This window comes from Pseudomonas sp. GW823-FHT02C02 (assembly GCF_058797635.1).
In genome coordinates, this window is sequence record NZ_JBXAJV010000001.1 from 62,076 (window position 1) to 82,753 (window position 20,678).

The 20,678-nt window shown below is 60.3% G+C and carries 18 protein-coding genes and 1 pseudogene; 2 read left to right on the forward strand and 17 right to left on the reverse strand.

Annotated features, from left to right (window positions below; all coding sequences use genetic code 11):
• The first annotated feature begins 168 nt into the window (after positions 1–168).
• Positions 169–1,134, forward strand: coding sequence for a LysR family transcriptional regulator (locus tag AC1ROI_RS00275; protein WP_102593778.1), 966 nt, complete (start codon positions 169–171; stop codon positions 1,132–1,134).
• A 183-nt stretch (positions 1,135–1,317) separates the two neighbouring features.
• Here the strand turns inward: AC1ROI_RS00275 and AC1ROI_RS00280 are convergent, their stop codons facing one another.
• The 10 genes and pseudogenes from AC1ROI_RS00280 to arnB all read right to left on the reverse strand — a co-directional run bounded on the left by AC1ROI_RS00280 (position 1,318) and on the right by arnB (position 11,956).
• Complete coding sequence (locus AC1ROI_RS00280; protein WP_177426698.1) at positions 1,318–1,509, reverse strand: hypothetical protein; 192 nt, start codon at positions 1,507–1,509, stop codon at positions 1,318–1,320.
• A gap of 21 nt (positions 1,510–1,530) precedes the next feature.
• A complete protein-coding gene (locus tag AC1ROI_RS00285; RefSeq protein ID WP_256580103.1) occupies positions 1,531–3,096 on the reverse strand; it encodes an ArnT family glycosyltransferase in 1,566 nt (521 codons plus the stop codon).
• Positions 3,097–3,141: 45 nt separating this feature from the next.
• Positions 3,142–4,523, reverse strand: a pseudogene (locus AC1ROI_RS00290) (UDP-glucose dehydrogenase family protein); the annotation flags it as partial.
• Complete coding sequence (arnF, locus tag AC1ROI_RS00295) at positions 4,520–4,921, reverse strand: 4-amino-4-deoxy-L-arabinose-phosphoundecaprenol flippase subunit ArnF (RefSeq protein WP_077748391.1); 402 nt, start codon at positions 4,919–4,921, stop codon at positions 4,520–4,522. The gene arnF and the pseudogene AC1ROI_RS00290, both read right to left, overlap by 4 nt.
• On the reverse strand, positions 4,918–5,262 hold the full coding sequence (gene arnE / locus AC1ROI_RS00300; protein ID WP_010460060.1) for a 4-amino-4-deoxy-L-arabinose-phosphoundecaprenol flippase subunit ArnE: 345 nt from the start codon (positions 5,260–5,262) through the stop codon (positions 4,918–4,920). Before arnE ends, arnF begins: the two co-directional genes overlap by 4 nt.
• Complete coding sequence (gene arnT, locus AC1ROI_RS00305; RefSeq protein ID WP_102593779.1) at positions 5,259–6,908, reverse strand: lipid IV(A) 4-amino-4-deoxy-L-arabinosyltransferase; 1,650 nt, start codon at positions 6,906–6,908, stop codon at positions 5,259–5,261. The genes arnE and arnT overlap by 4 nt, the downstream gene beginning before the upstream one ends.
• Complete coding sequence (arnD, locus tag AC1ROI_RS00310) at positions 6,905–7,789, reverse strand: 4-deoxy-4-formamido-L-arabinose-phosphoundecaprenol deformylase (protein WP_102593795.1); 885 nt, start codon at positions 7,787–7,789, stop codon at positions 6,905–6,907. The genes arnT and arnD overlap by 4 nt, the downstream gene beginning before the upstream one ends.
• On the reverse strand, positions 7,789–9,795 hold the full coding sequence (gene arnA / locus AC1ROI_RS00315) for a bifunctional UDP-4-amino-4-deoxy-L-arabinose formyltransferase/UDP-glucuronic acid oxidase ArnA (RefSeq protein WP_102593780.1): 2,007 nt from the start codon (positions 9,793–9,795) through the stop codon (positions 7,789–7,791). Before arnA ends, arnD begins: the two co-directional genes overlap by 1 nt.
• The gene (gene arnC, locus AC1ROI_RS00320) at positions 9,792–10,811 is read right to left on the reverse strand and encodes an undecaprenyl-phosphate 4-deoxy-4-formamido-L-arabinose transferase (protein WP_083376803.1); all 1,020 of its coding nucleotides are present in this window, start codon (positions 10,809–10,811) and stop codon (positions 9,792–9,794) included. Before arnC ends, arnA begins: the two co-directional genes overlap by 4 nt.
• The gene (gene arnB, locus AC1ROI_RS00325; RefSeq protein ID WP_083376802.1) at positions 10,808–11,956 is read right to left on the reverse strand and encodes a UDP-4-amino-4-deoxy-L-arabinose aminotransferase; all 1,149 of its coding nucleotides are present in this window, start codon (positions 11,954–11,956) and stop codon (positions 10,808–10,810) included. The genes arnC and arnB overlap by 4 nt, the downstream gene beginning before the upstream one ends.
• A 402-nt stretch (positions 11,957–12,358) precedes the next feature.
• Between arnB and AC1ROI_RS00330 the strand changes: the two genes are divergently transcribed.
• Positions 12,359–13,249, forward strand: a complete 891-nt coding sequence (locus AC1ROI_RS00330; RefSeq protein ID WP_010460071.1) for a site-specific integrase — start codon at positions 12,359–12,361, stop codon at positions 13,247–13,249.
• Positions 13,250–13,259: 10 nt separating this feature from the next.
• On the opposite strand, the gene AC1ROI_RS00335 is transcribed toward AC1ROI_RS00330, so the two are convergent.
• The 7 genes from AC1ROI_RS00335 to AC1ROI_RS00365 form a co-directional block, all read right to left on the reverse strand.
• Complete coding sequence (locus AC1ROI_RS00335) at positions 13,260–14,330, reverse strand: ABC transporter ATP-binding protein (protein ID WP_102593781.1); 1,071 nt, start codon at positions 14,328–14,330, stop codon at positions 13,260–13,262.
• Positions 14,327–15,925 (reverse strand): ABC transporter permease, encoded by a 1,599-nt coding sequence (locus AC1ROI_RS00340; RefSeq protein WP_102593796.1) that lies wholly within the window; start codon positions 15,923–15,925, stop codon positions 14,327–14,329. Before AC1ROI_RS00340 ends, AC1ROI_RS00335 begins: the two co-directional genes overlap by 4 nt.
• A gap of 3 nt (positions 15,926–15,928) precedes the next feature.
• Positions 15,929–16,939, reverse strand: a complete 1,011-nt coding sequence (locus AC1ROI_RS00345) for an iron ABC transporter substrate-binding protein (RefSeq protein WP_102593782.1) — start codon at positions 16,937–16,939, stop codon at positions 15,929–15,931.
• Positions 16,940–17,144: 205 nt separating this feature from the next.
• Positions 17,145–17,705: a PqiC family protein gene (locus AC1ROI_RS00350; RefSeq protein WP_083376798.1), complete on the reverse strand. Its 561-nt coding sequence runs from the start codon at positions 17,703–17,705 to the stop codon at positions 17,145–17,147.
• Positions 17,706–17,721: 16 nt separating this feature from the next.
• On the reverse strand, positions 17,722–19,377 hold the full coding sequence (locus tag AC1ROI_RS00355; RefSeq protein WP_010460081.1) for a PqiB family protein: 1,656 nt from the start codon (positions 19,375–19,377) through the stop codon (positions 17,722–17,724).
• Positions 19,358–20,017 (reverse strand): paraquat-inducible protein A, encoded by a 660-nt coding sequence (locus AC1ROI_RS00360; RefSeq protein WP_102593783.1) that lies wholly within the window; start codon positions 20,015–20,017, stop codon positions 19,358–19,360. Before AC1ROI_RS00360 ends, AC1ROI_RS00355 begins: the two co-directional genes overlap by 20 nt.
• The gene (locus AC1ROI_RS00365) at positions 20,014–20,610 is read right to left on the reverse strand and encodes a paraquat-inducible protein A (RefSeq protein WP_102593784.1); all 597 of its coding nucleotides are present in this window, start codon (positions 20,608–20,610) and stop codon (positions 20,014–20,016) included. The genes AC1ROI_RS00360 and AC1ROI_RS00365 overlap by 4 nt, the downstream gene beginning before the upstream one ends.
• Between the last annotated feature and the right edge of the window lie 68 nt (positions 20,611–20,678).

The following is a 20,678-nucleotide window of genomic DNA, read 5'->3' on the forward strand; positions in this document are numbered from 1 at the left end:
GATCGAAGTGTCAGCTTTTAATAGTTCGAAATCAGTGAGTTGGCACTGAAGTACGGGGATTATTAGCGGTTGCCAAGCCTGGTTTTCTGTGTTCATTATTATTTACCAGCACTATTTTTGTTGTTGGACACAGAGTGTTGAATAGGGCGCCAGAGGTAAATAAGCATTATGGAAACCCCACTTTCCAATTCCGGAAACCCGCCACCGAAAACGTCGCATCGGGCGCCGCTGGCCCTCAGTGGCCTGGATTTCAAACTGCTCAAAGTGTTCAAGGCCGTGGTCGAGGCCGGAGGCTTCAGTGCCGCCCAGAACGAGCTGAATGTGGGGCTGGCAGCCATCAGCAAACAGATTTCCGACCTTGAAATCCGCATCGGCATGCGCCTGTGCACCCGAGGCCGGGAAGGCTTTCACCTGACCGAAGAAGGCAGTCTGGTGTACCAGGCATCCATCGACTTGTTTGCCTCGGTCGACAACTTTCGTGATCGGCTTAGTTCGGCGCAGAATGAACTTGTCGGTGACCTTGGGGTGGGTGTTATTGACAATACAATCTCCGACGATAATTCACCGTTAGTGGCCGCGCTTAGAAGAATCAATGAAGAGTCACCTAAAGTAAGGTTCCAACTTCAGTCATCGCAACTGGATGAAGTCGAAAGAGGCGTCGTAGAGGGGCGGTTAGTGGCGGGCATCGTTCCTGTTTATCAGAAGCGTGAAGAGTTTGATTACTACGCGCTGTATGAAGAGCGCTCGGAGGTTTACTGCGCGCTCGGTCATCCGCTGTTCTCGATGCCGGACGCCGAAATCGGCAGCCACGTGCTCAAGGATTACGAGTTCATCAACCACCGCTACGCGATTCATCGCGACAAACTCAATTTCGTCCACTACGACAGTTTTTCCGCGTCGGCAACTCAGGTGGAAGCCGTGGCATTGCTGATCAAGACCGGGCGTTTCCTGGGCTTTTTGCCGCAGCATTACGCCGCATCGATGGCGGCTCAGGGGCAATTTCGCGCGGTGCGCCCGGACCTGATCAGCATCGTCACGCCGTTCAATCTGATCCTGCGCCACAACACCGTGCGCAGCCCGCTGGTCAAGGCGTTTGCGCAGGCATTGGGTGTGGATCTGAAGGTGCCGGTTTGAAAGTCAGACACATCTGATACGCAAGACAGGGATTATTTCAGGCTGCGCATCGTCATCTGTTTTGATCAATCTGATTTATTTTTCACAGTACCTTCTCAAGTTTTTTTTTTTGGGAAGGCGATCAAAAGATAAATTGATAAGCCGATATAACAAGTCCCGCCCCTTATTCTGAGAATAATATAATCAATATTTATAAAGTAAGTAATTGCGGAAAAAATAATCATGGTGTGGAAGCCGGCGCAAGAAATGATCAACAAGTAAATTCTTGCGAAAAATATTCTTCTTTTGAACTTGGCGGTGGCCAGCCGCCGAACGCTCGATGGCGGGGAGGGCGGCAGCGTCGGAAACTCGGGCACGACGGACAAGAAAGTTCATCCGCGCACTTTAGCAGCAGCCTCACGGGCTCGGCATCTGCGAAGGCAGGTTGAGGTGCAGCAAGACGTAATCATCTTTGTCGAATCGGCCGCTCAACACCGGCGGCACGGCTGCGAACGGCGTGCCTTGCAAAGCCCGATAGTCACGCGCGTCCATCATCAACCACGCCGGCAGTTGAAGCTGTTCCAGCTCCTGAATCGACTCGGTGAACACCGGCTGCAAGTCCTCATCGATATTGACCATGAACTTGATCGCCTTCGCGTCTTTACCCATGCCATGCAATACCAGCGGCGCCGGATCGTTTTGCACGAGCGCAAAGGCCGCGCGGCTGAACGTCTGGGTGTCGTAGAGCCGGCGTTCGACCGGTTCGAACACCAGAATGTACACCGACCACAACGCCAGAACCGCGCAAAACGCCAAGGTCTGTGCCCGCCATCGGGGCCTGAAAAGCGTGGCCAGTGCGATCATTTGCAGCGCGGCGAGGATGATCAGCATCGAAGTGATCGAGGTCAGTTGCTCGGGAAACCGTCGATGGGCGTACAGCAACACGCCGATCAATACGCAGGGCGTCAACAACCACACTCCTTGCATCAAACCGCGCAACCAAACGAAAACCCGTCCCCGCGCCACCTGGAACGGGTACGCGGCAATGATCGCGGCCATGGGCAACATCGGCAGCAGGTAGCGGGCCTTTTTTGCTTGGGGAATCGACAGTCCGACCATCACGATCAACGCCGCCGCCGTGCAGTACTGCAACAGGCGCAGCGCCGGACCTGACTGGCGCTGATGGGGCAGCCAGACCGCCGCCAACACCAGCAGCGCCAACGGATACGCCAGCGCATAGTTGCCCAGCGATCCGGTGAAGTAATACAGCGAACCGCTCACGCCTTCACTGCCGTCCATTCGCCCCAGAAACTGCATGCGCACGACATCCTGCACGAACAGGGGACCGCCACGGCTTTCGGCCAGCCATAACAACATGCCGACGCTTGCGGCCAGCAGCACCGCCGCCGTCAGGCCGAAGCCGAACAGCCGCTGCCATTGGCGATTAAGCAGCCAATAACTGCACAGCATGCCAGTCGGGACCACCAGCCCGATCGGGCCACGAACTGCAAAGCCCAGAAGCAACAGGGCAAAAATCAGCAGCCAGCGCCGGGGTGCCGAAAAGTGGTCCGCGGCATAACCCAGATAGAACACTGCAAAGGCGATCGCCGCGAGCATCAAGTCCTGGGACACCGCTCGGACTTCGGTGACGAAGGTGTTGGTCATCAACATCAACGCGATGCTCAGCAGCGCCCAACGTGGGGAGTAGGGCGCCAGCAAGCGGTACATCAGCGTAACGATTACCGCCCCGGCAATTGCGCTTGGTAACCAGGCACTGAGGCTGTTGACCTGTCCGAAGGGCAATGACAGGACCCAGATGAACAGGGTCGAAAGCGCCGAGTAATCGGCGTAGGGCTGGCCATAGGTGGTCGGAAAAACCGACGGCCCATGGCGCAGCATTTCCTCGGCAAACAGCACAAAACGCGAATCGAAACCGATGGCGGCCTGCTGATAAACCCCGGCGCTGAACAGCCCCAGCGCCATCAGCCCCAGCCACAAGGACTGCCGGCGTATGGGCGCCGATACGGCGATCAAGCGACGACCTGATTCGCGGGCCACTGCTGGAACGGAATCGGCAATTTGCGTGATTCCCCACGGCCTATCGGGAAGTACAGGAAACCGCTGCGTGCCAGGCGTTCGGCGTCGTACAAATTGCGTCCGTCGAAGATCACCGGCGCCTTCAAACGTTGCTGGATCAGGTTGAAATCGGGGGCCTTGAACTGCTGCCATTCGGTGCAAATGATCAGCGCGTCGGCACCGGCTAATACCGATTCCGGTGTGCCCATCAGCATCAACTTCGACTCCTCGGGATACAGGTGCTGGGTTTCCTGCATGGCTTCCGGGTCGAATGCGCGCACGCTGGCGCCGGCGGCCCACAGTGATTCCAGCAGCACCCGGCTCGGCGCATCACGCATGTCATCGGTGTTGGGTTTGAAGGCCAGGCCCCACACGGCGAAGGTCTTGCCGCGCAAGTCACCCTTGTAGAACGCGTTGATGCGCTCGAACAGCTTGTGCTTCTGCCGCTGGTTGATCGCTTCCACCGCTTGCAACAGGTCGCTGGAGCAGTGCGCCTCTTCGGCGCTGTGAATCAGCGCGCGCATGTCTTTGGGGAAACACGAGCCGCCATACCCGCAGCCGGGGTAGATGAAGTGGTAACCGATGCGCGAGTCGGCGCCGATGCCCAGGCGCACCGATTCGATGTCCGCACCCAGATGCTCGGCCAGTTCGGCGATCTGGTTGATGAAGCTGATCTTGGTGGCCAGCATGCAGTTGGCGGCGTACTTGGTCAGCTCGGCGCTGCGCAGGTCCATGAACATGATGCGGTCGTGGTTGCGATTGAACGGCGCGTAAAGGTCGCGCATCACGTCGCGCACGTCATCGCTGTCGCAGCCGATGACGATCCGGTCCGGGCGCCGGCAGTCCGCCACGGCCGAACCTTCCTTCAGAAATTCGGGGTTGGAGACGATATCGAACTGCAGCAAGCGGCCGACCTTGATCAGGCACTTGTCGATATGCGCTCGCAAGGTGTCGCCCGTGCCCACCGGTACCGTGGATTTCTCCACCAGAATCACCGGCTGCTCACGATGCCGTGCAACCGCTTCGCCCACCGACAACACGTAACGCAGGTCCGCCGAGCCATCGTCCCGGGACGGTGTACCGACCGCGATAAACAGCACCTGACCATGCTGCACCGCGAGTTTTTCATCGGTGGTGAATTGCAGGCGTTTGGCTTCCAGGCTTTCGCGCACCAGGCTGGCCAGCCCCGGTTCGAAAATGCTCACGTGGCCTTGTTGCAGCAATTCGACTTTCTTCTCGTCAATGTCCATGCAGACCACGTCGTGGCCGACTTCCGCCAGGACGGCGGCTTGCACCAGGCCAACGTAACCGCTACCAAATACACTGATTTTCATGAGGCACTCCTGCGTTCGGGCGCGCGAGCCGGACGTGAGTTGATGGTGATGACTCCGAGCATGACCAGGGCCACGCCGAGGGTTTTTGTAACGCTGAACGCTTCGTTGAACAGCGGCAGGCTGGCGGCCAGCAGATACACCAGCGCGTAGCTGATGCTCAGCAGCGAATAGGCCCGGCCCAGCGGCACATCCCGCAGGGCGGCGAGCCAGGACAGCATTGAAACTCCGTAGGCCAGAATCGCCCCCAGCACCACGGCGACCGCCACTGGATCGATGCTGGAAGTCAGTAGATGTTCGGGGGAAGGCAGGCGCGTCATGCTCCAGCGCATGCCCAACTGCGCCGCGCTGCCGAGCAGCACGCTGCCCATGGCGAAGCTGATTCCGCGACGCAGGCTCATGCGTGTTGCCCCAGCAGAATCACACCGCCGATCACCAGCGCCACGCCCAGCCAGTGCCGGCGGTCGATGGGCTCGTGGAAGACAAACCGGGCGATCAGGGTAATCAGCACGAAATTCAGGCTGAGCATCGGGTAGGCAATGCCGACTTCAAGGCGCTGCAACACCAGCAGCCAGACCAGCAAACCCAACCCCAGCGCAGCGAGTGCCAGCCACAACCACGGCGAGCGCAGTTTCTCGCCCCAGGCTGACGGCTTCGCCCGCCAACTGTCGACGGCGTACTTCTGGGCGATCTGGCCCAGGCAGGTCAGCAGGCACGCGGCCAACAGCAGGAGCAGGCTCATGACGCACCCTGAGGAAAGATCAGAATCACCAGATTGCCTTGTTCATAGCGCTTGCCATCCTTGGGCAGCCGTTCGATTTCTTGCAGCTCGTCCTCACCCTTGACCCGCATCACCACGCCGACCGAGCCGCTCTGACGGGCGTTGCGCATCCACTGCTGAACCTGATCGGGATCGACGCGCTGCTGCACCGAGTCAGGATAAGCAAGGCCATATTTCAGTTCGCCTATCGTGTTGTACAACGCCACGTCCGGGCGCTTCAGACGCCAGGCCAGGGCGGCCGCGGCGCCGAGATCGTTGCTCAACAGTTTCCCGGTCTGCGCCAGTTCATCGGCGTGATGGCGGATGAACTGGTCGGGCATCTTGTTGGCCACCACCGAGTCGGGCAGCCCGGCGGGCAGCAGACCGATCAGCAGCAGGCTGCCGAAGGCCGGTGCGGCCCAGCATTGCAGGGGTCTGAAAGCTTGCAGCAGGTTGGCCATGATCCAGCCGATCAGGCCGATGAACACCAGCACCAGGTTGTGCAGTTCATGGTTATACAGCGGCTTTTTCAGTTGCAGGTAAACCAGTGCGAGCAGGGCGGTCAGCCCCAGCAGCAAGTTCAGCAAACCGTTGAGGCCCAGGACCCGGCCTTGCTCCAGCTTGAGTCGGTCGGCCAGGGTATGCCCCAACAGCAAGGCCAATGGCAGCAGGCAGGGCAAGATGTAGCTCGGCAATTTGCCGTTGCTCAGGCTGAAAAACAGCAGCGGCATCACCAGCCACAGCAGCAGAAAACCAATGCGGACCTGGCCACGGGTTGTCCATGCTTGCCGCAACGCCGACGGCAGCAATGCCACCCACGGCAGACTGAACGCCACCAGCAACGGCAAATAGAACCACCACGGCGCGTCATGCTGGGCGTCGTCACCGGCAAAGCGACGGATGTGTTCGTGCCAGAAGAAAAATCGCCAGTAATCGGGTTGCTGCGAGTGAATCGCCAGCGCCCACGGCAGACTGACCGCAATAGCCACGATGATTGCCACGGGGCCGTAGACCAGCAGCTCACGCCAGCGTTTTTGCCAGATCATGAAGGGCAGGGCGATCAGCACCGGCAGTAACCAGGCGAGAAAGCCCTTGGTCATGAATCCCATGCCGCAGGCCAGCCCCAGCACCGCCCAACCGGTCAGGCGCGGACCCCGGCGGTCGCTGTCGAGCGCGAACCATAACGCGACCAGGCTCAGATTGACCCAGAAGGTGAATTGCGGGTCGAGATTGGCGTAGCCGGCCTGGCCCGCGACCACGGTGAAACTCATGTACAGCAACGCACAGGCAAAGCTTTTGCGCGGTTCGTTCCACAAACGACGGGCGATCAGAAAACACAACAACACACTCAGGCCCATGCTCAGCGCCGAGGCAAAGCGCACTCCAAACAGGTTCTGGCCAAACAAGGCCTGGCTGGCCGCAATCACCCAGTACCCGGCTGCCGGTTTTTCGAAATAGCGCAGGCCCATGAAATGCGGCGATACCCAGTCGCCGCTCAGGAGCATGCCTTGGCTGATCTGCGCATAGCGGGTTTCATCGGGAATCCATAAGCCGTGGCTGCCCAACGGCAACAGATACGCCAACAGAAAAAACCCCAATAGCAGCGGCAGTCCCCAGCGTTTGCTCATGCGCCTTGCACTCCCAGCCAGCCTTCCCGGCCTTCGAGATGGCCGCGCACGACCCGGCCCGTTGGCAAGGCGCCCGGGGCTGCGGGAAGCAGGTCGCCCAAGGGTTTAAAGCCGATACCACGCTGGCGCGCATCGGCCAGCAGTTGACGGAAATCGTTGGCCATCAGAATCCCTTCTACTTCGGCGTGGATCGTATAAACGTTGAGGTGTTCAGGGGTGAAGCGATCGAGGATGAAGGCGTTGAAGTCCTTGGCCGCAACGGCAGGGCCCACCACTTCATCGAAGGTCGGCAGGTCCACCGGAATCTGCGGCGCCCCCAAGCCACCGCCGGCCAACCTTGGTTGGAACAGGCTCTGGCCGCGGCAATCGCTGTTGTAGCGAAAGCCGAAGGCCTGCTTGGCCTCGATCACGCGTTCGTCCGCACGCCAACCGGCCGACGCCGAGCACTCAACGGCTTGCCCGAGGATGTCGCTGAGGGTGTCGACGCCCAAGCGGATCTGTTCGATCAGCTGCGCCTCGCTCCACCGCCCGGCATTGGCCTGCCAGCCATGGTGATCCCAGGCGTGCAGACCGACTTCATGGCCCGCATCCCGGGCCTGACGCATCAAGTGCCCGAGGTCGCGGCCGATCGGTTTGCCCGGCCAGGCCGTGCCGGCCAGCAGAATGTCCCAGCCGTACAGGCCGGCCGCGTTGGAACGGAGCATTTTCCAGAGGAATTGCGGGCGGATCAGGCGCCACAGATGGCGCCCCATATTGTCCGGCCCGACGCTGAAGAAAAACGTCGCCTTGACCTGCGCTTCATCGAGGATTTCCAGCAGTCGCGGCACCCCCTCACGGGTGCCCCGGTAAGTGTCGACATCGATTCGAAGGCCTGCCCGCATCAGCATGATTCTTCTTTGGAGTGCTCGGCAATTTCGAGCATGGCCTCGCGCAGGAAGAAATCCAGGGTGTTGCCGATGGTCTCGCTCATCTCCACTGTCGGCGTCCAGTCCAGCAGGCGCTTGGCGTTGGCGATACTCGGTTTGCGGTGGGACACGTCCTGGTAGCCGGTGCCGTAGAACGCCTTGCTTTCCACGTCGCGGAAACCGGCGAACGGCGGGAAGTTGTCGCGCAACGGGTGCGCTTCGAATTGACGCAACAGTTCTTCGCCCAACTGACGAATGCTGGCCTCGTTGTCCGGGTTGCCGATGTTGATGATCTGGCCATTACAGGCATCGTTCTCGTTGTCGATGATCCGGGCCAGCGCTTCGACGCCGTCGGCAATGTCAGTAAAGCAGCGTTTCTGCTCGCCGCCGTCGAACAGGCGAATCGGCGTGCCTTCCACCAGGTTCAGGATCAGTTGGGTGATGGCCCGGGAGCTGCCGATCCGCGCCGAGTCCAGTCGGTCGAGGCGCGGGCCCATCCAGTTGAAAGGACGGAACAGGGTGAAGTTCAGGCCTTTCTGGCCGTAGGCCCAGATCACCCGGTCGAGCAACTGCTTGGAGATCGAGTAGATCCAGCGTTGCTTGTTGATCGGGCCGACGACAAGGTTGGAGCTGTCTTCGTCGAAGTTCTGGTCCTGGCACATGCCATACACTTCGGAGGTCGACGGGAAGATCACGCGCTTGTTGTATTTGACGCAGTAGCGCACCAGTTTCAGGTTTTCTTCAAAGTCCAGTTCGAACACCCGCAGCGGGTTGCGGGTGTATTCGATTGGCGTGGCTATCGCCACCAGCGGCAGGATCACGTCGCACTTCTTGATGTGGTATTCGATCCACTCGGAGTGAATGCTGATGTCGCCTTCGACGAAGTGAAAACGCGGATGGCTGCGCAAGCGGTCAATGGCGTCGGAGCCGATATCGAGGCCGTACACCTCATATCGGTCATCGCGCAAAAGCCGCTCGGACAGGTGATTGCCGATGAAGCCGTTGACGCCCAGGATCAGCACCCGAGTGCGGCGTGGCGCGCGGCCGGACTCGGCGCCACGTAACACGGAACCGTCGACCAGCCCCAGTTCGCTGGCCAGTTGCGGACCGCTCAGGTACAAGCCGTTGTCGTTACGCTGGCCGGAGGTGATGACCAAAGAGTCTTCGCCACAGGCAATGCGCAGCGGATCGACGCTGATGACCCGGCCCGGTGCCAGGCCTGCGTTGCCCTTGGCAACTTCTGCGCTCCAGACGATCAGCTTGTGTTCGCCAACGGCACAGAACGCGCCTGGGTACGGCTGGGTGACGGCGCGAACCAGGTTGAACAGATCTTCGGCGGGGCGCTTCCATACAAGCTTGCCGTCGGCCGGGGTGCGACGTCCGAATACCGTGGCTTTGGATTCGTCCTGCGGGGTTTCGCTGACGGTGCCTTGACGCAACGCCGGCAAGGCATCGCGCAGCAGGTCGATGGCGGCCACACGCAATTTGCCATGCAGGCTCAGCGCCGTGTCGCTGCGCTCAATGGCCACCCGTTGCTGGGCGATGATTGCGCCGGCGTCGGCGCGCTTGACCATACGGTGCAGGGTCACGCCGGTTTCACTTTCACCGTTGACCAGCACCCAGTTGGCCGGTGCCCGACCCCGATAGCGCGGCAGCAATGAACCGTGCAAGTTGAACGCGCCTTTGCGTGCCGTGGCCAACAGCGGTTCGCTCAGCAGCTGGCGGTAGTAGAACGAGAACAGGTAATCGGGTTTCAGCTTGCTGATGCGCTCGATCCACAACGGATGGTTGGCATCTTCCGGGGCATGAACCGGGATGCCCTTGCGCGCGCACAGTTGCGCCACGGAGGCGTAAAAGGCGTTTTCCTTCGGATCATCGGCGTGGGTAAACACCGCGGCGATCTCGAAGCCTGAGTCGAGCAGGGTTTCGATGCCGGCACAGCCGATATCGTGATAGGCGAAGACAACAGCTTTTGCGCTCATGAGAGAACCTGATCGGAAGAAGTGTTAGTGAGGCCGTCGACGGTGACAACGGGTGCTGGCGTGGCGGGTTGGCTACGCAGGACTTTCTCGACGAAGAATCGGGGGCGGGCGCGGACGTCGCTGTACATGCGGCCCAGGTATTCGCCCAACAGGCCCATGCCGATGAACTGCCCGCCGGTGAACACAAACAGCACGGCGAACAACACGAATGTGCCGTCGCCGGCCCATTCGGCGCCGAACACCAGGCGCAGGACGATCAACGCCGTGGCGAACAGCAAGCCGAGTCCGGCCATGGCGAAACCGACGATGCTCAGCAACCGCAGCGGCGTGGTGGTCATGCAGGTGATCAGGTCGAACATCAGGTTGACCAGGCGCATGGGGCTGTATTTGGATTCGCCGTGTTCACGTTCGGCGTGGGTCACCAGGATCTCCGTGGTGTGCCGGGCAAAGCTGTTGGCCAGGATCGGAATGAAGGTGCTGCGTTCGCGGCAGGCGAGCATCGCGTCGACGATGCTGCGGCGGTAGGCGCGCAGCATGCAGCCGTAATCGCTCATGGCCACACCGGTCGAGCGCTGTACGGCCAGGTTGATCAGCTTCGACGGCCAGCGGCGCAGCGCGGAGTCCTGGCGGTTGTTGCGTACCGTGGCAACCACGTCATAGCCCAGCTCGGCCTGCGCCACCAGGCGAGGGATTTCTTCCGGCGGGTTTTGCAGGTCGGCGTCGAGGGTGATCACCACATCGCCTTTGCACTGCTCGAAACCGGCCATGATTGCCGCGTGCTGGCCGTAGTTGCGGTTGAGAATGACCGCCACCACCGGGCTGCACTCTCGATTGGCGGCCTCCTCGAGGATTTGTGCGGAGTTGTCGCGGCTGCCGTCATCGACCAGCACGATTTCATAGTCATGGCGCAACAAACGGCAGGCCGCTTCGGTCCGCCTGAGCAGCTCGGGCAGGCTGTCCTGTTCGTTGTAGACTGGGATGACGATCGACACGCAACGGATCGGATACGGTTTCACAGGCTTTTTTCCAGTGTGTTTTCGATGGCGTCGACGACACGATTGACGTCATCGGTGGTCATGTCGGGGAACAACGGAATCGAGCACAGGCGCTCCGAGTTCCATTCGGTGTTGGGCAGGTGAAGGTCAGGGAAACGCTGGCGGTACCAGGTGTGCAGGTGCGTGGCGATGAAGTGAATGCCGGTGCCGATGTTCTGTTCCTGCAAGGCCCTCATGAAGGCATCGCGATCCAGTCCGCAGCGCTCGGCGTCGATGCGCAGGACGAACAGGTGCCACGCGTGCCGCTGCGGATACGTCGGGATGGCCAGCGGTTGCACCGGTAAACCTTCGAGGCGTTGCAGGTAGGTGCGCGCCAGCTCGGTGCGCTTGGCGTTGATCGCACCCAGACGCTCAAGCTGCACCAGGGCGATGGCGGCATTGATGTCGGCCAGGTTGTATTTGAAACCCGGCTCCATCACTTGTGCCTGAGGTCTGCGACCGTGGGTCAGCCGATCGTAGGCATCAACGCCCAGCCCATGAAACTTGAGCATGCGTACCCGGTTGGCCAGCGCGGTGTCGTCGCTGACGAACATCGCGCCCTCGGCGCAGGTCATGTTCTTGATCGCGTGGAACGAGAAGATCGCCGTGCCTTTCGCGCCGACATGTCGACCTTTATAGAAGGTGCCTGCTGCATGGGCGGCGTCTTCGATGACGGGGATGCCGTGTTTGTCGGCCAATGCGTAAAGTGGATCAAGGTCGAAGGCGGCACCGGCGTAATGCACCGGAATGATTGCCCGGGTGCGCGGCGTGATCGCCGCCTCGATGCTGGCCAGGTCACACATGAGCGTGTCGCGGTCAACGTCGACGAAGACCGGTTTGGCACCCAACAGGCAAATCATGTTGGCCGTGGACACCCAGGTCTGGGATGGCGTGATGACTTCATCGCCCGGACCAATGCCCAAGGCCAGTAACGTGATATGCATACCACCAGTGGCCGAAGAAAGTGCAACGGCATGACGGCAGCCGACATAGTGGGCGAATTGCTCTTCCAGTTGCTGGGTTTTCGGCCCGGTAGTGATCCAGCCGGAGCGCAATACTTGCTCTACGGCTGCGATTTCCTCATCGCCGATAGTCGGGCGGGAGAAGGGGAGAAACGCCTCATTCATAAGAATCTCCGGGCGAACGGCTTCCTTCAGCAAAATCGCCGAAAGAAGCGTGTTTTCAAGGGGTTGACTGCCGGAGCAGGAAGCCATCAATTGACTTTCCGGGCCGCGACCGGCAGCGTGACGACCCACAAGGGCTCGTCGGGTTGATTGAAGGTTATGCCCGATTTTGTGAAAGGAACATGAAAAACCGGTCTTCGAATCGTTTATCTGAAAGTCATACAGCCACTGTTCAGACTTCTGCCGTTTATCGCGATTTTTAGAAGAGAAGTCCTGCGGAAGTGTTCCCCTTTATATGAACAATGTTTCAATCCTTAGTTGTTTTTACTGAATTGTTTCCACTCAAGGCCGTTTCGTTTGATTGACTTAGTTAATACCCACTCTGTTGCTTCGAAGACCAACCCGATGACTGTCTACCTGGCCCGACTGGCGCCCTCCAGTCAGTTGACCATGCGCTACGTTTTGCAGGATGCGGCCGACCGTTTGGGTTTCGAAGACATGAACGTCGAGGAGATTCCCTGGCATCAGCTCCAACCCGACAATGTGATTGCGCTGGTCGCAGCGCTGCGTGAAGACGGGTACGCACCGAATACCTCGTCGCTGTACGTCAATGCGGTACGCGGTGTGATGAACGAAGCGTGGCGCATGAGCCTGATCAGTCAGGAACACTTGCTGAAAATGCGCTCGGTGAAAGGGATTGCCGGCACGCGTCTGTCCCAGGGGCGCAACCTCAGGCGCTCGCTGATTCAGGAGATGATGGCGGTGTGTGCCGCCGACCCGCGTCCTCAAGGCCTGAGAGACGCCGCCATCATCGGGATTTTGTACGGTTCGGGAATGCGCAAATCCGAGTCGGTGAACCTGGACCTGTCACAGGTGGATTTCAGCGAGCGCAGCTTGCGGGTCACCGCCAAGGGCAACAAGCAGTTGATCAAATACGCCCCGGCCTGGGCCTTTGAAAAACTGCAGGCCTGGCTGGAACTGCGCCGTTCGCACCTCAAGGAAGGCGAGGTGGACGACCCGTTCCTGTTCAACCGCATCCGTCGCGGCAGCCACATCACCCGCGAGCGCATCACCAAACACGCGATCTATTACATCGCCCGGCAGCGCGGTGCGCAGGTCGGGGTGAAGATCATGCCGCATGATTTTCGGCGCTCGTTCATCACCCGGGTGATCGAAGAGCATGACCTGTCGATCGCGCAAAAACTCGCTCATCACAGCAACATCCAGACGACGGCCAACTACGATGTGCGCGACGACAACGAGCGGCGTCGGGCGGTGGATCGCTTTGATCTGTGATGGCGTGGATTCAGGGTTCACTCAGCACATGGGCATGGCCGATGGTTGATACGTGAACCTCGCTGCCAGCGGGCGGCGCGTACAGGCCAGAGCTGCGCACCATCAATGATCGACCGTGCGGGTCGCCGGCGACGGCAGGCTGCAACTCCACGGTCAAGGTGCAGGTGTTGCCGCTGAAATCCCGCTCTGTCACCACGGCGCGGCACCCGGCGACTTCGGTCGGGCTGGGCTGGATGCTGACCAATTGCAGCTGCTCGGGGCGCAGCATGATCTGCGCCGCATTGTTGTTACGGTGGTTGTTAACCGGAATACGGCCCAGATCGCAATGGGCCCACCCGGCCTCGATCCTGGCGGGCATGACCACGGCATCTCCAAGAAACAGCGCGGTTTGTTCGTCGTCGGGATAGCGGTAAAGGTCCAGCGGATGGCCCGACTGCACCAGCCGGCCGTCACGCATCACCGCCAACTGATCGGCGAACGACAAGGCTTCACTCTGGTCATGGGTGACCAGGATGGTGGTGACGCCGGCGTCGGACAGCAATCGCGCGACCATTTTGCGCATGGCGCCCCGCAGACCGGTATCGAGGGCCGAAAACGGCTCGTCCAGCAACATCAGCCGTGGTTGCTGCGCCAACGCACGCGCCAGCGCCACTCGCTGTTGCTGACCGCCGGAAAGCTCATGAGGCCAACGTTGGGCCATGCTCGCATCGAGGGCCACGCTGTCCATCAACTCAGCGATTCGCTGGTGCTTCGCCTCGCCTTTGGTCGACAGCCCGAAACCGATATTGGCGGCCACCGTCATGTGCGGGAACAGCGCGCCGTCCTGGGGGACATAGCCGATCAAGCGCTGATGCGCCGGGACTTCATGGGTGTCGTCGACGAGTGTCTGGCCGTCGAGCGAAATACTGCCCGTGTCCGGGAATTCGAAACCGGCGATCATCCGCAGCAACGTGGTTTTGCCGGAACCCGATGGGCCAACGATGACTGTCCGGCTGCCTTTTGGCACCGACAGGCTGACGTTCTCCAGCGCTCGCTGAGAACCGTAATATTTGCAGATCGCGTGCAGTTCCAGAGCGTTCATCGTCCAGCCGTTCGTTTGGATTGGTAATAAAGAATTGCGGTCAACGGAAGCGACAGCACAATCATCAGCAGCGCGTAGGGGGCCGCGGCGGCATAGTCGATTTCGCTGGTCATGGCCCAGAAACCGGTGGCCAGGGTGCGCGTGCCGTTGGGGGCGAGCAGCAGGGTCGCGGTCAGCTCATTGGTGATCGCCAGAAACACCAGCGCGGCACCGGCGGCGGCCCCGGGCGCGGCCAGGCGCAGGGTGATCAGCCACAGTGCTCGCGCAGGCGAGCGGCCGAGGCTGCGCGCCATGTTTTCCAGTTCGACCGGTGCCTGCGCGATGCCCGCACGCAAACTCACCAGGGCGCGGGGCAAAAACATCAGCAGATACGCCAACAGGACGGTGATCGTGGTCTGGTAGATCGGTCGGGCGAAATGGATGGTGATAGTCACCAACGCCAGGGCCACGACGATGCCGGGCAATGAACTGGTGATGTAATTGCAGCTTTCCAGCAACCGCTGCAGCCGACCCGGCGAGCGAATCGACAGCCAGGCGATCGGGATGGCGGCGCAGGTGGTCAGGACTGCGCCGCAAATCCCCAGCAGCAGGGTTTGTTCCAGCGCCGGCACAAGCTCTGCCAAGTCCCAGACTTGCGGGCCGCCCGCGATCAGCCATTTGCCCAAGGTGATCAGCGGCACACCCAAGGCCAGGGCGCAGGTGGTGATTTGCAGCATCAACCCCAGCACGGTGGCTTGAGCGTCCAGGCGCACCACCCGTTGTTCACGCGCGCTGCCGGAACCGACCCGGGCGTAACGCGCCGTACCGCGAGCGGCCGACTCGGCGGTCAGCATCACCAGGCAACACAGGGCGAGCACGCTGGCCAGCATGTGGGCAGCGGGGCCGTTGAAGGTGGATTTGAACTGATCGAAGATCGCCGTGGTGAAGGTGTCGAAGCGGATCATCGCGTACAGGCCATATTCGGCCAGCAGGTGCAGGCCCACGAGCAACGCACCGCCACAGATGGCCAGGCGCAGTTGCGGCAACACCACACGAAAGAAGATCGCCCAGGGCTTGAGCCCCAGGGATTCGGCCACGTCTTCGATCGCCGGGTCGAGCCGGCGCAACGTCGCTGCAATCGGCAAGTACAGGAACGGGAAGTAGGCGATCACCGAGACCAGAACCCCGGCAAACAGGCCGTGAATCGGTGGTACCAGGCTGACCCAGGCATAGCTGTGCACGAAGGCCGGCACCGCCAGCGGCGCGATCGCCAGCAACGACCAGCCACGTCGCCCGGGCAGGTTGGTGCGCTCCGTCAACCAGGCCAGGGCCAGGCCCAGGCTGATGCACAACGGAATCGTGATCACCACTAGCAACACGGTGTTGATCAGTAACTCGCCGACCCGAGGCCGGAACACCAGCGGCACCAGCGTTGCCCAGCCGGTTTGTATCGACACGCCGATGACGAAGGCAATCGGCATCAGTGCCAGCAACGACACCAGCACCGACAAACCGATTACCCAGGCGCCACCGCGACCGGCGAAGACGCCACGGGCGCGTCGTCGCAGGTTGACGGGTATCGCCGCGGGGATACCGGTTGGCAGGGATTCAGGGATCAATTAGAGCAGCCCCACCTGAGTCATCAGGTCCACGGCTTTTTTGCTGTCGAGTTTCGACGCATCGACCACTGGGGCGTCGAGTTGCGACAAAGGCACCAGTTTCGGATTGGATGGGGCGTTTTTGCCCACGGCGTATTCGAACGACTTGCCAGTCTTGAGGATGTCCTGGCCGTCCTTGCCGGTGATCCATTTGAGCAACGCCTGGGCTTGTTCCTTGTGCTTGCTGGACGCCAATACGCCGCCCCCCGAGACGCTGACAAAGGCCCCCGGGTCCTTGTGCTTGAAGTAGTGCAGGGCCGTGTTGTTGCTGTTTTCGCCGGTCTTGGCTTGATCGCCGAAGCTGTAATAGTGATAGATCACGCCGCTGTCGATCTGCCCGGCATTCACCGCCTTGAGCACGGCGCTGTTGCCGCGATAGGCCGTAACGTTGGTTTTCATCCCTTTGAGCCATTCCAGCGTTGCGGCTTCACCCTTGAGTTCCAGCACTGCAGCGACGATTGCCTGGAAGTCGGCACCGGCCGGAGAAGCGCCCCAACGACCTTTCCACGCCGGACCCGCGAGGTCCATCAGTGATTTCGGCAAGTCGGCCTCGGGCAGTTTCGCAGGGTTATAGACAAACACGGTTGAGCGCGCGGCAATCCCGACCCATTTGCCATGGGCAGGACGATAAGCCGCCTCGACTTGCTCCAGCGTCGTCGGGGCAACCGGCGCAAACAGGCCGGCGTTGTCCACCAGCACCATCGCCGGGGAGTTCTCGGTCAGGAACACATCGGCCGGGGACGCGGCGCCTTCCTGCACGATCTGATTGCCCATCTCGGTATCGTCACCATTGCGCACGGTGACCTTGATGCCGGTTTCCTTGGTGAAGCCCTCGACCCAGGCTTTGGTCAGGCTTTCGTGCTGCGCGTTGTAGACCACAATGCCGTCATCCGCTGCAAACACCTGTGTGGCGCCGAGCAGGGCAGTGGCCAGCAAGGCCGCTTTGAGGAAGGAAGGGGTAGAGGTGAACATTCTGTCGGCAGCTCCTGTTCTTTTGGAAGGCATGCACGTCCATTCGCGGATCAATCAATGCGAACCATTTGCATGTTTGAATCGCAGGGAATGTAGAGCTAAAAATGAGAAAAAAACGTCAAAGAAACCGTTAATACATGTCATTTACATTCAGATTAGCAGCACCTCGGCCCCTTGCCCGATGGGTCTGAATCAAACGGTGTGGTCACTGGCTCGATGGGCAGCCTTTCGAAGTTCCGCCGGCCGCCTGATTGATCGCAGCGGCCAGACGCTTGACGTTGTTCTGATGGGCCACCACCAATTCATCAATGCTGGGACCGGAAGGTGACTGCAACGTGCTGCGGCAAGTAATCAGCGTGTTATCACTGTCGCCAAGGCTGCGCAGGCGCCATTTGACATCGATCAGCGCGTATTGCCCTGGAATCGAGTCGAAGCGCTGCACATCCAGGCGCAGTGACATTTTGCGTTGTGAGTGGCTGTTGAGCAGTTGGTCAACCATGGCGCTGCGCAATTCATCCACCAGGCTCGCGGCCCACCATTCGGTTTCGAGTATCGCCAGGCCGCTGTTGCCCTGGCGGATCACGATCTGCGGACGATCGACCTGGGGCGGCACGCTGATGCTTTCAATCTCGATCTCCGAGGTACCGCCTCTGGATTGATTACCCAATTGCGCCGGAATCAGGGTGTGAAACTGAATCGGATCACTGCGGCAAGCGGTGAGCAGTAACAGCGCGGTGACCAAGGTGATCTTCAGCGAAAAAGCCATGGTGTTGCTCCTGTGGTCAGTTGCGCGGTGGCGCCTGCAGATCCATCGGTGCGGCGTTGTTGGGGCGGCCGCGAATCAGCGATTCCGGGTGGCGTCCCAGGTAATCCGAGAGCTCACGCAAGGAGCGCGACATGCGTCCGAGTTCGTCCAGGGTCTGGGTCAGCTGTTCCCGCTGCGGCGAGTCTTCGGCGAGCGTCGAACTGGCCGATTGCAGGGTCTTGCTGACGTCGGCCAGGGTGGTTTGCACGCCCGGCAGCGTCTTGGCGTTGAATTGGGCGAGTCCTTTGCGCAGTTCGACGAGGTTACTGTCAAGATTGCCGGCAATTCGCTCGATCGGCAGTTGGTTGATCTTGTTGACCATGCCTTCGAGTTTTTCCTGCAACTGTTCGAGGCTGCCGGGAATGGTCGGGATACTGACCGGACGGGCGCTTGGATCGAACGCGACTTTCTCGGCCTTGGGGTAGAAATCCAGTGAGATGTACAGCTGGCCGGTCAGCAGATTGCCGCTGCGTGCCTGGGCGCGCAGACCGTTCTCGATAAAGGAACCCATCAAGCGCACGGCTGCGGCTTCATCATTGGGATCATGATTGAGCGCCTTGAGCATTTTGGTATGGGCCGAACCCAGGCGCTGCGGGTAGATCACGATGCCAACGTTGACCGGGAAACTGCGTTTTTTCGCATCGAAATCCAGATTGATCGACACCACTTTGCCGAACTCGACGCCGAGGAATTCCACCGGTGCATCGACTTTGAGGCCACGCAGGGCCTGGTCGAAACGCAGGCTCAAGTATTGGCCCTTGCCACTGGGCGGGGCGAGGGCGGTTTGCTGGTCTGGGAACAGTTCATAGGCATACTCTTCGGCCGCCGGTTTATCGTTGGGGCTGTACTCCGGCGCGCGGAAGGCGATGCCGCCAACCAGCAGCGATGACAATGACTCGGTCTTCACCGCGAAGCCATTGGCGCCGACGCTGACATCAATACCGCTGGCGTTCCAGAACCGGGTGTTTTCGGTGACATAGGCATCGTTGGGCGCGTGAATGAACAAGTCGATGTTCACACCGTTGCCGTCAGGGTCCAGCGCATAGGCCACCACCTGGCCGACCGGGATTTTTCGGTAATAGACCGGCGAGCCGATGTCCAGCGATCCGAGGTCCTGGGTGTGCAAGGTAAAGCGTTTGCCCGGTTCGCCATAGGTAATCGCTGGCGGGTTTTCCTGGCCTTTGAAGTGTTTCGAACGGGTGTTGGACTGGCCGATATCCGCGCCGATGTAGTCACCGGAGAACAGGGTATCGATGCCCGACACGCCGCCGGCACCGATACGCGGACGCACCACCCAGAACTGTGAGTCTTCACGGGTGAAGCTTTCCGCCTGTTTGGCCAGTTTGATCGTAGCGTTGACACTCTTCTGGTCGCTGCTCAGTTCCACGTCCGAGACCTGCCCGATCACCACATTGCGGTATTTGACCTCGGTCTTGTTGGCAGTCAGGCCGCTGCCGGTCTTGAACGTGACCGTGATGGTCGGGCCTTCCTGCATCATGCTGTGGACCACCAGGGAAATGCCCACCAGTACTGCGACGATTGGCACGATCCAAACCAGCGAAACGCTGAAACGACGAGTCTTGATTGGGGCCTGGCCAGGGGCTTGCGGCCCGTCAGTGGCTTGCGACTTCATCCATGTCCTCCTCGGTGTGTGAGTTTTTATCCTGCTCGTTATCCCAGATCAGACGCGGGTCGAAACTCATCGCTGACAGCATGGTGAACACCACCACCAGTCCAAAAAACAGAATGCCCGGACGCGGTTCGATATCGGCCAGGGCTTGAAACTTCACCAGTGAGGCCACCAGGGCCACCACGATCACGTCGAGCATGGACCAATAACCGATGAGCTCGACGAAGCGGTATAACGTCGATCGTTCCTTGCGCGCCCATAGGCTGTTGCGATGCACCGTAATCAGCAGCAGCATTAACGCGACGAACTTGACGCCCGGCACCGCGATGCTGGCGATAAAAATGATCAGGGCGATGTCCCAGGCACCGTGCTGCCAGAAATCCAGCACGCCGCCCATGATTGTGCTGTCAGCTCCGTTGCCGACCATCTTCGTATTCATCACCGGCAGCAGATTGGCCGGGACGTAAAACACCAATGAGGTCAGCAGGTAGGCCCAGGTGCGGGTCAGCGAGTTGGTTTTGCGCCGATGCAACGGCGCGCCGCAGCGCTCGCATTCGTGCGGTTCACCTGTCATGTCGCAGGCCAGTCCGCAGCTGTGGCACAGGCAGAGGTTGAGTTCGCTGGCGACCGGAGGCGTTGTCATAGAATGTCCCACAGCTCACGGATATCGCGCCCGGCGATGCGGATCATCATCAGACTGAGCACGGCCAGGGCAAACAGACCGATGCCGGGCAGCACATCCAGCAACCCGGCGAGCTTGATCACCGCAACCATGGCCCCCAGCAGACAGACTTCGAGCATGCTCCAGGGCCGCAGGGTTTCCAGCCAGCGCATGCAGAAGCTGAAACCGGGCGAGCGCCGGGAGGCGAGGGCATAGCTCAGCACCCAGATCAGCAGCAACAGCTGGAAAATCGGCGCGATGATCATCGCGATCGCCGCCACCATGGCAATGAACGTGATCGGCCCCAGGCTCAGGGCCAGCACCGAGTCCCAGAGGGTTGCGCTGTTTTTCAGGCCTTTGAGGCTGATGCTCATGACCGGGTAGAAATTGGCGAAAATCCACAGCATCAACGCCGTCCAGGTCAACGCCAGGCGTTGTTCCACCGTCAGGCCGTTATAGCGCTGGAGCACACCGCCGCAGCGTGTGCACAGGGTTTTTTGATGTTTGGCGAGCGTGACTTTTTCATACACGCAGTCGCAGTGCTCGCAGATGATCAGTCGGTCAGTCGTAGCCATAGGCCGTACTCGCCAGGACGCAGGAAAGTCAGAGCACCTCCTCAATATAGAAGTGCCTTGCGATTGAG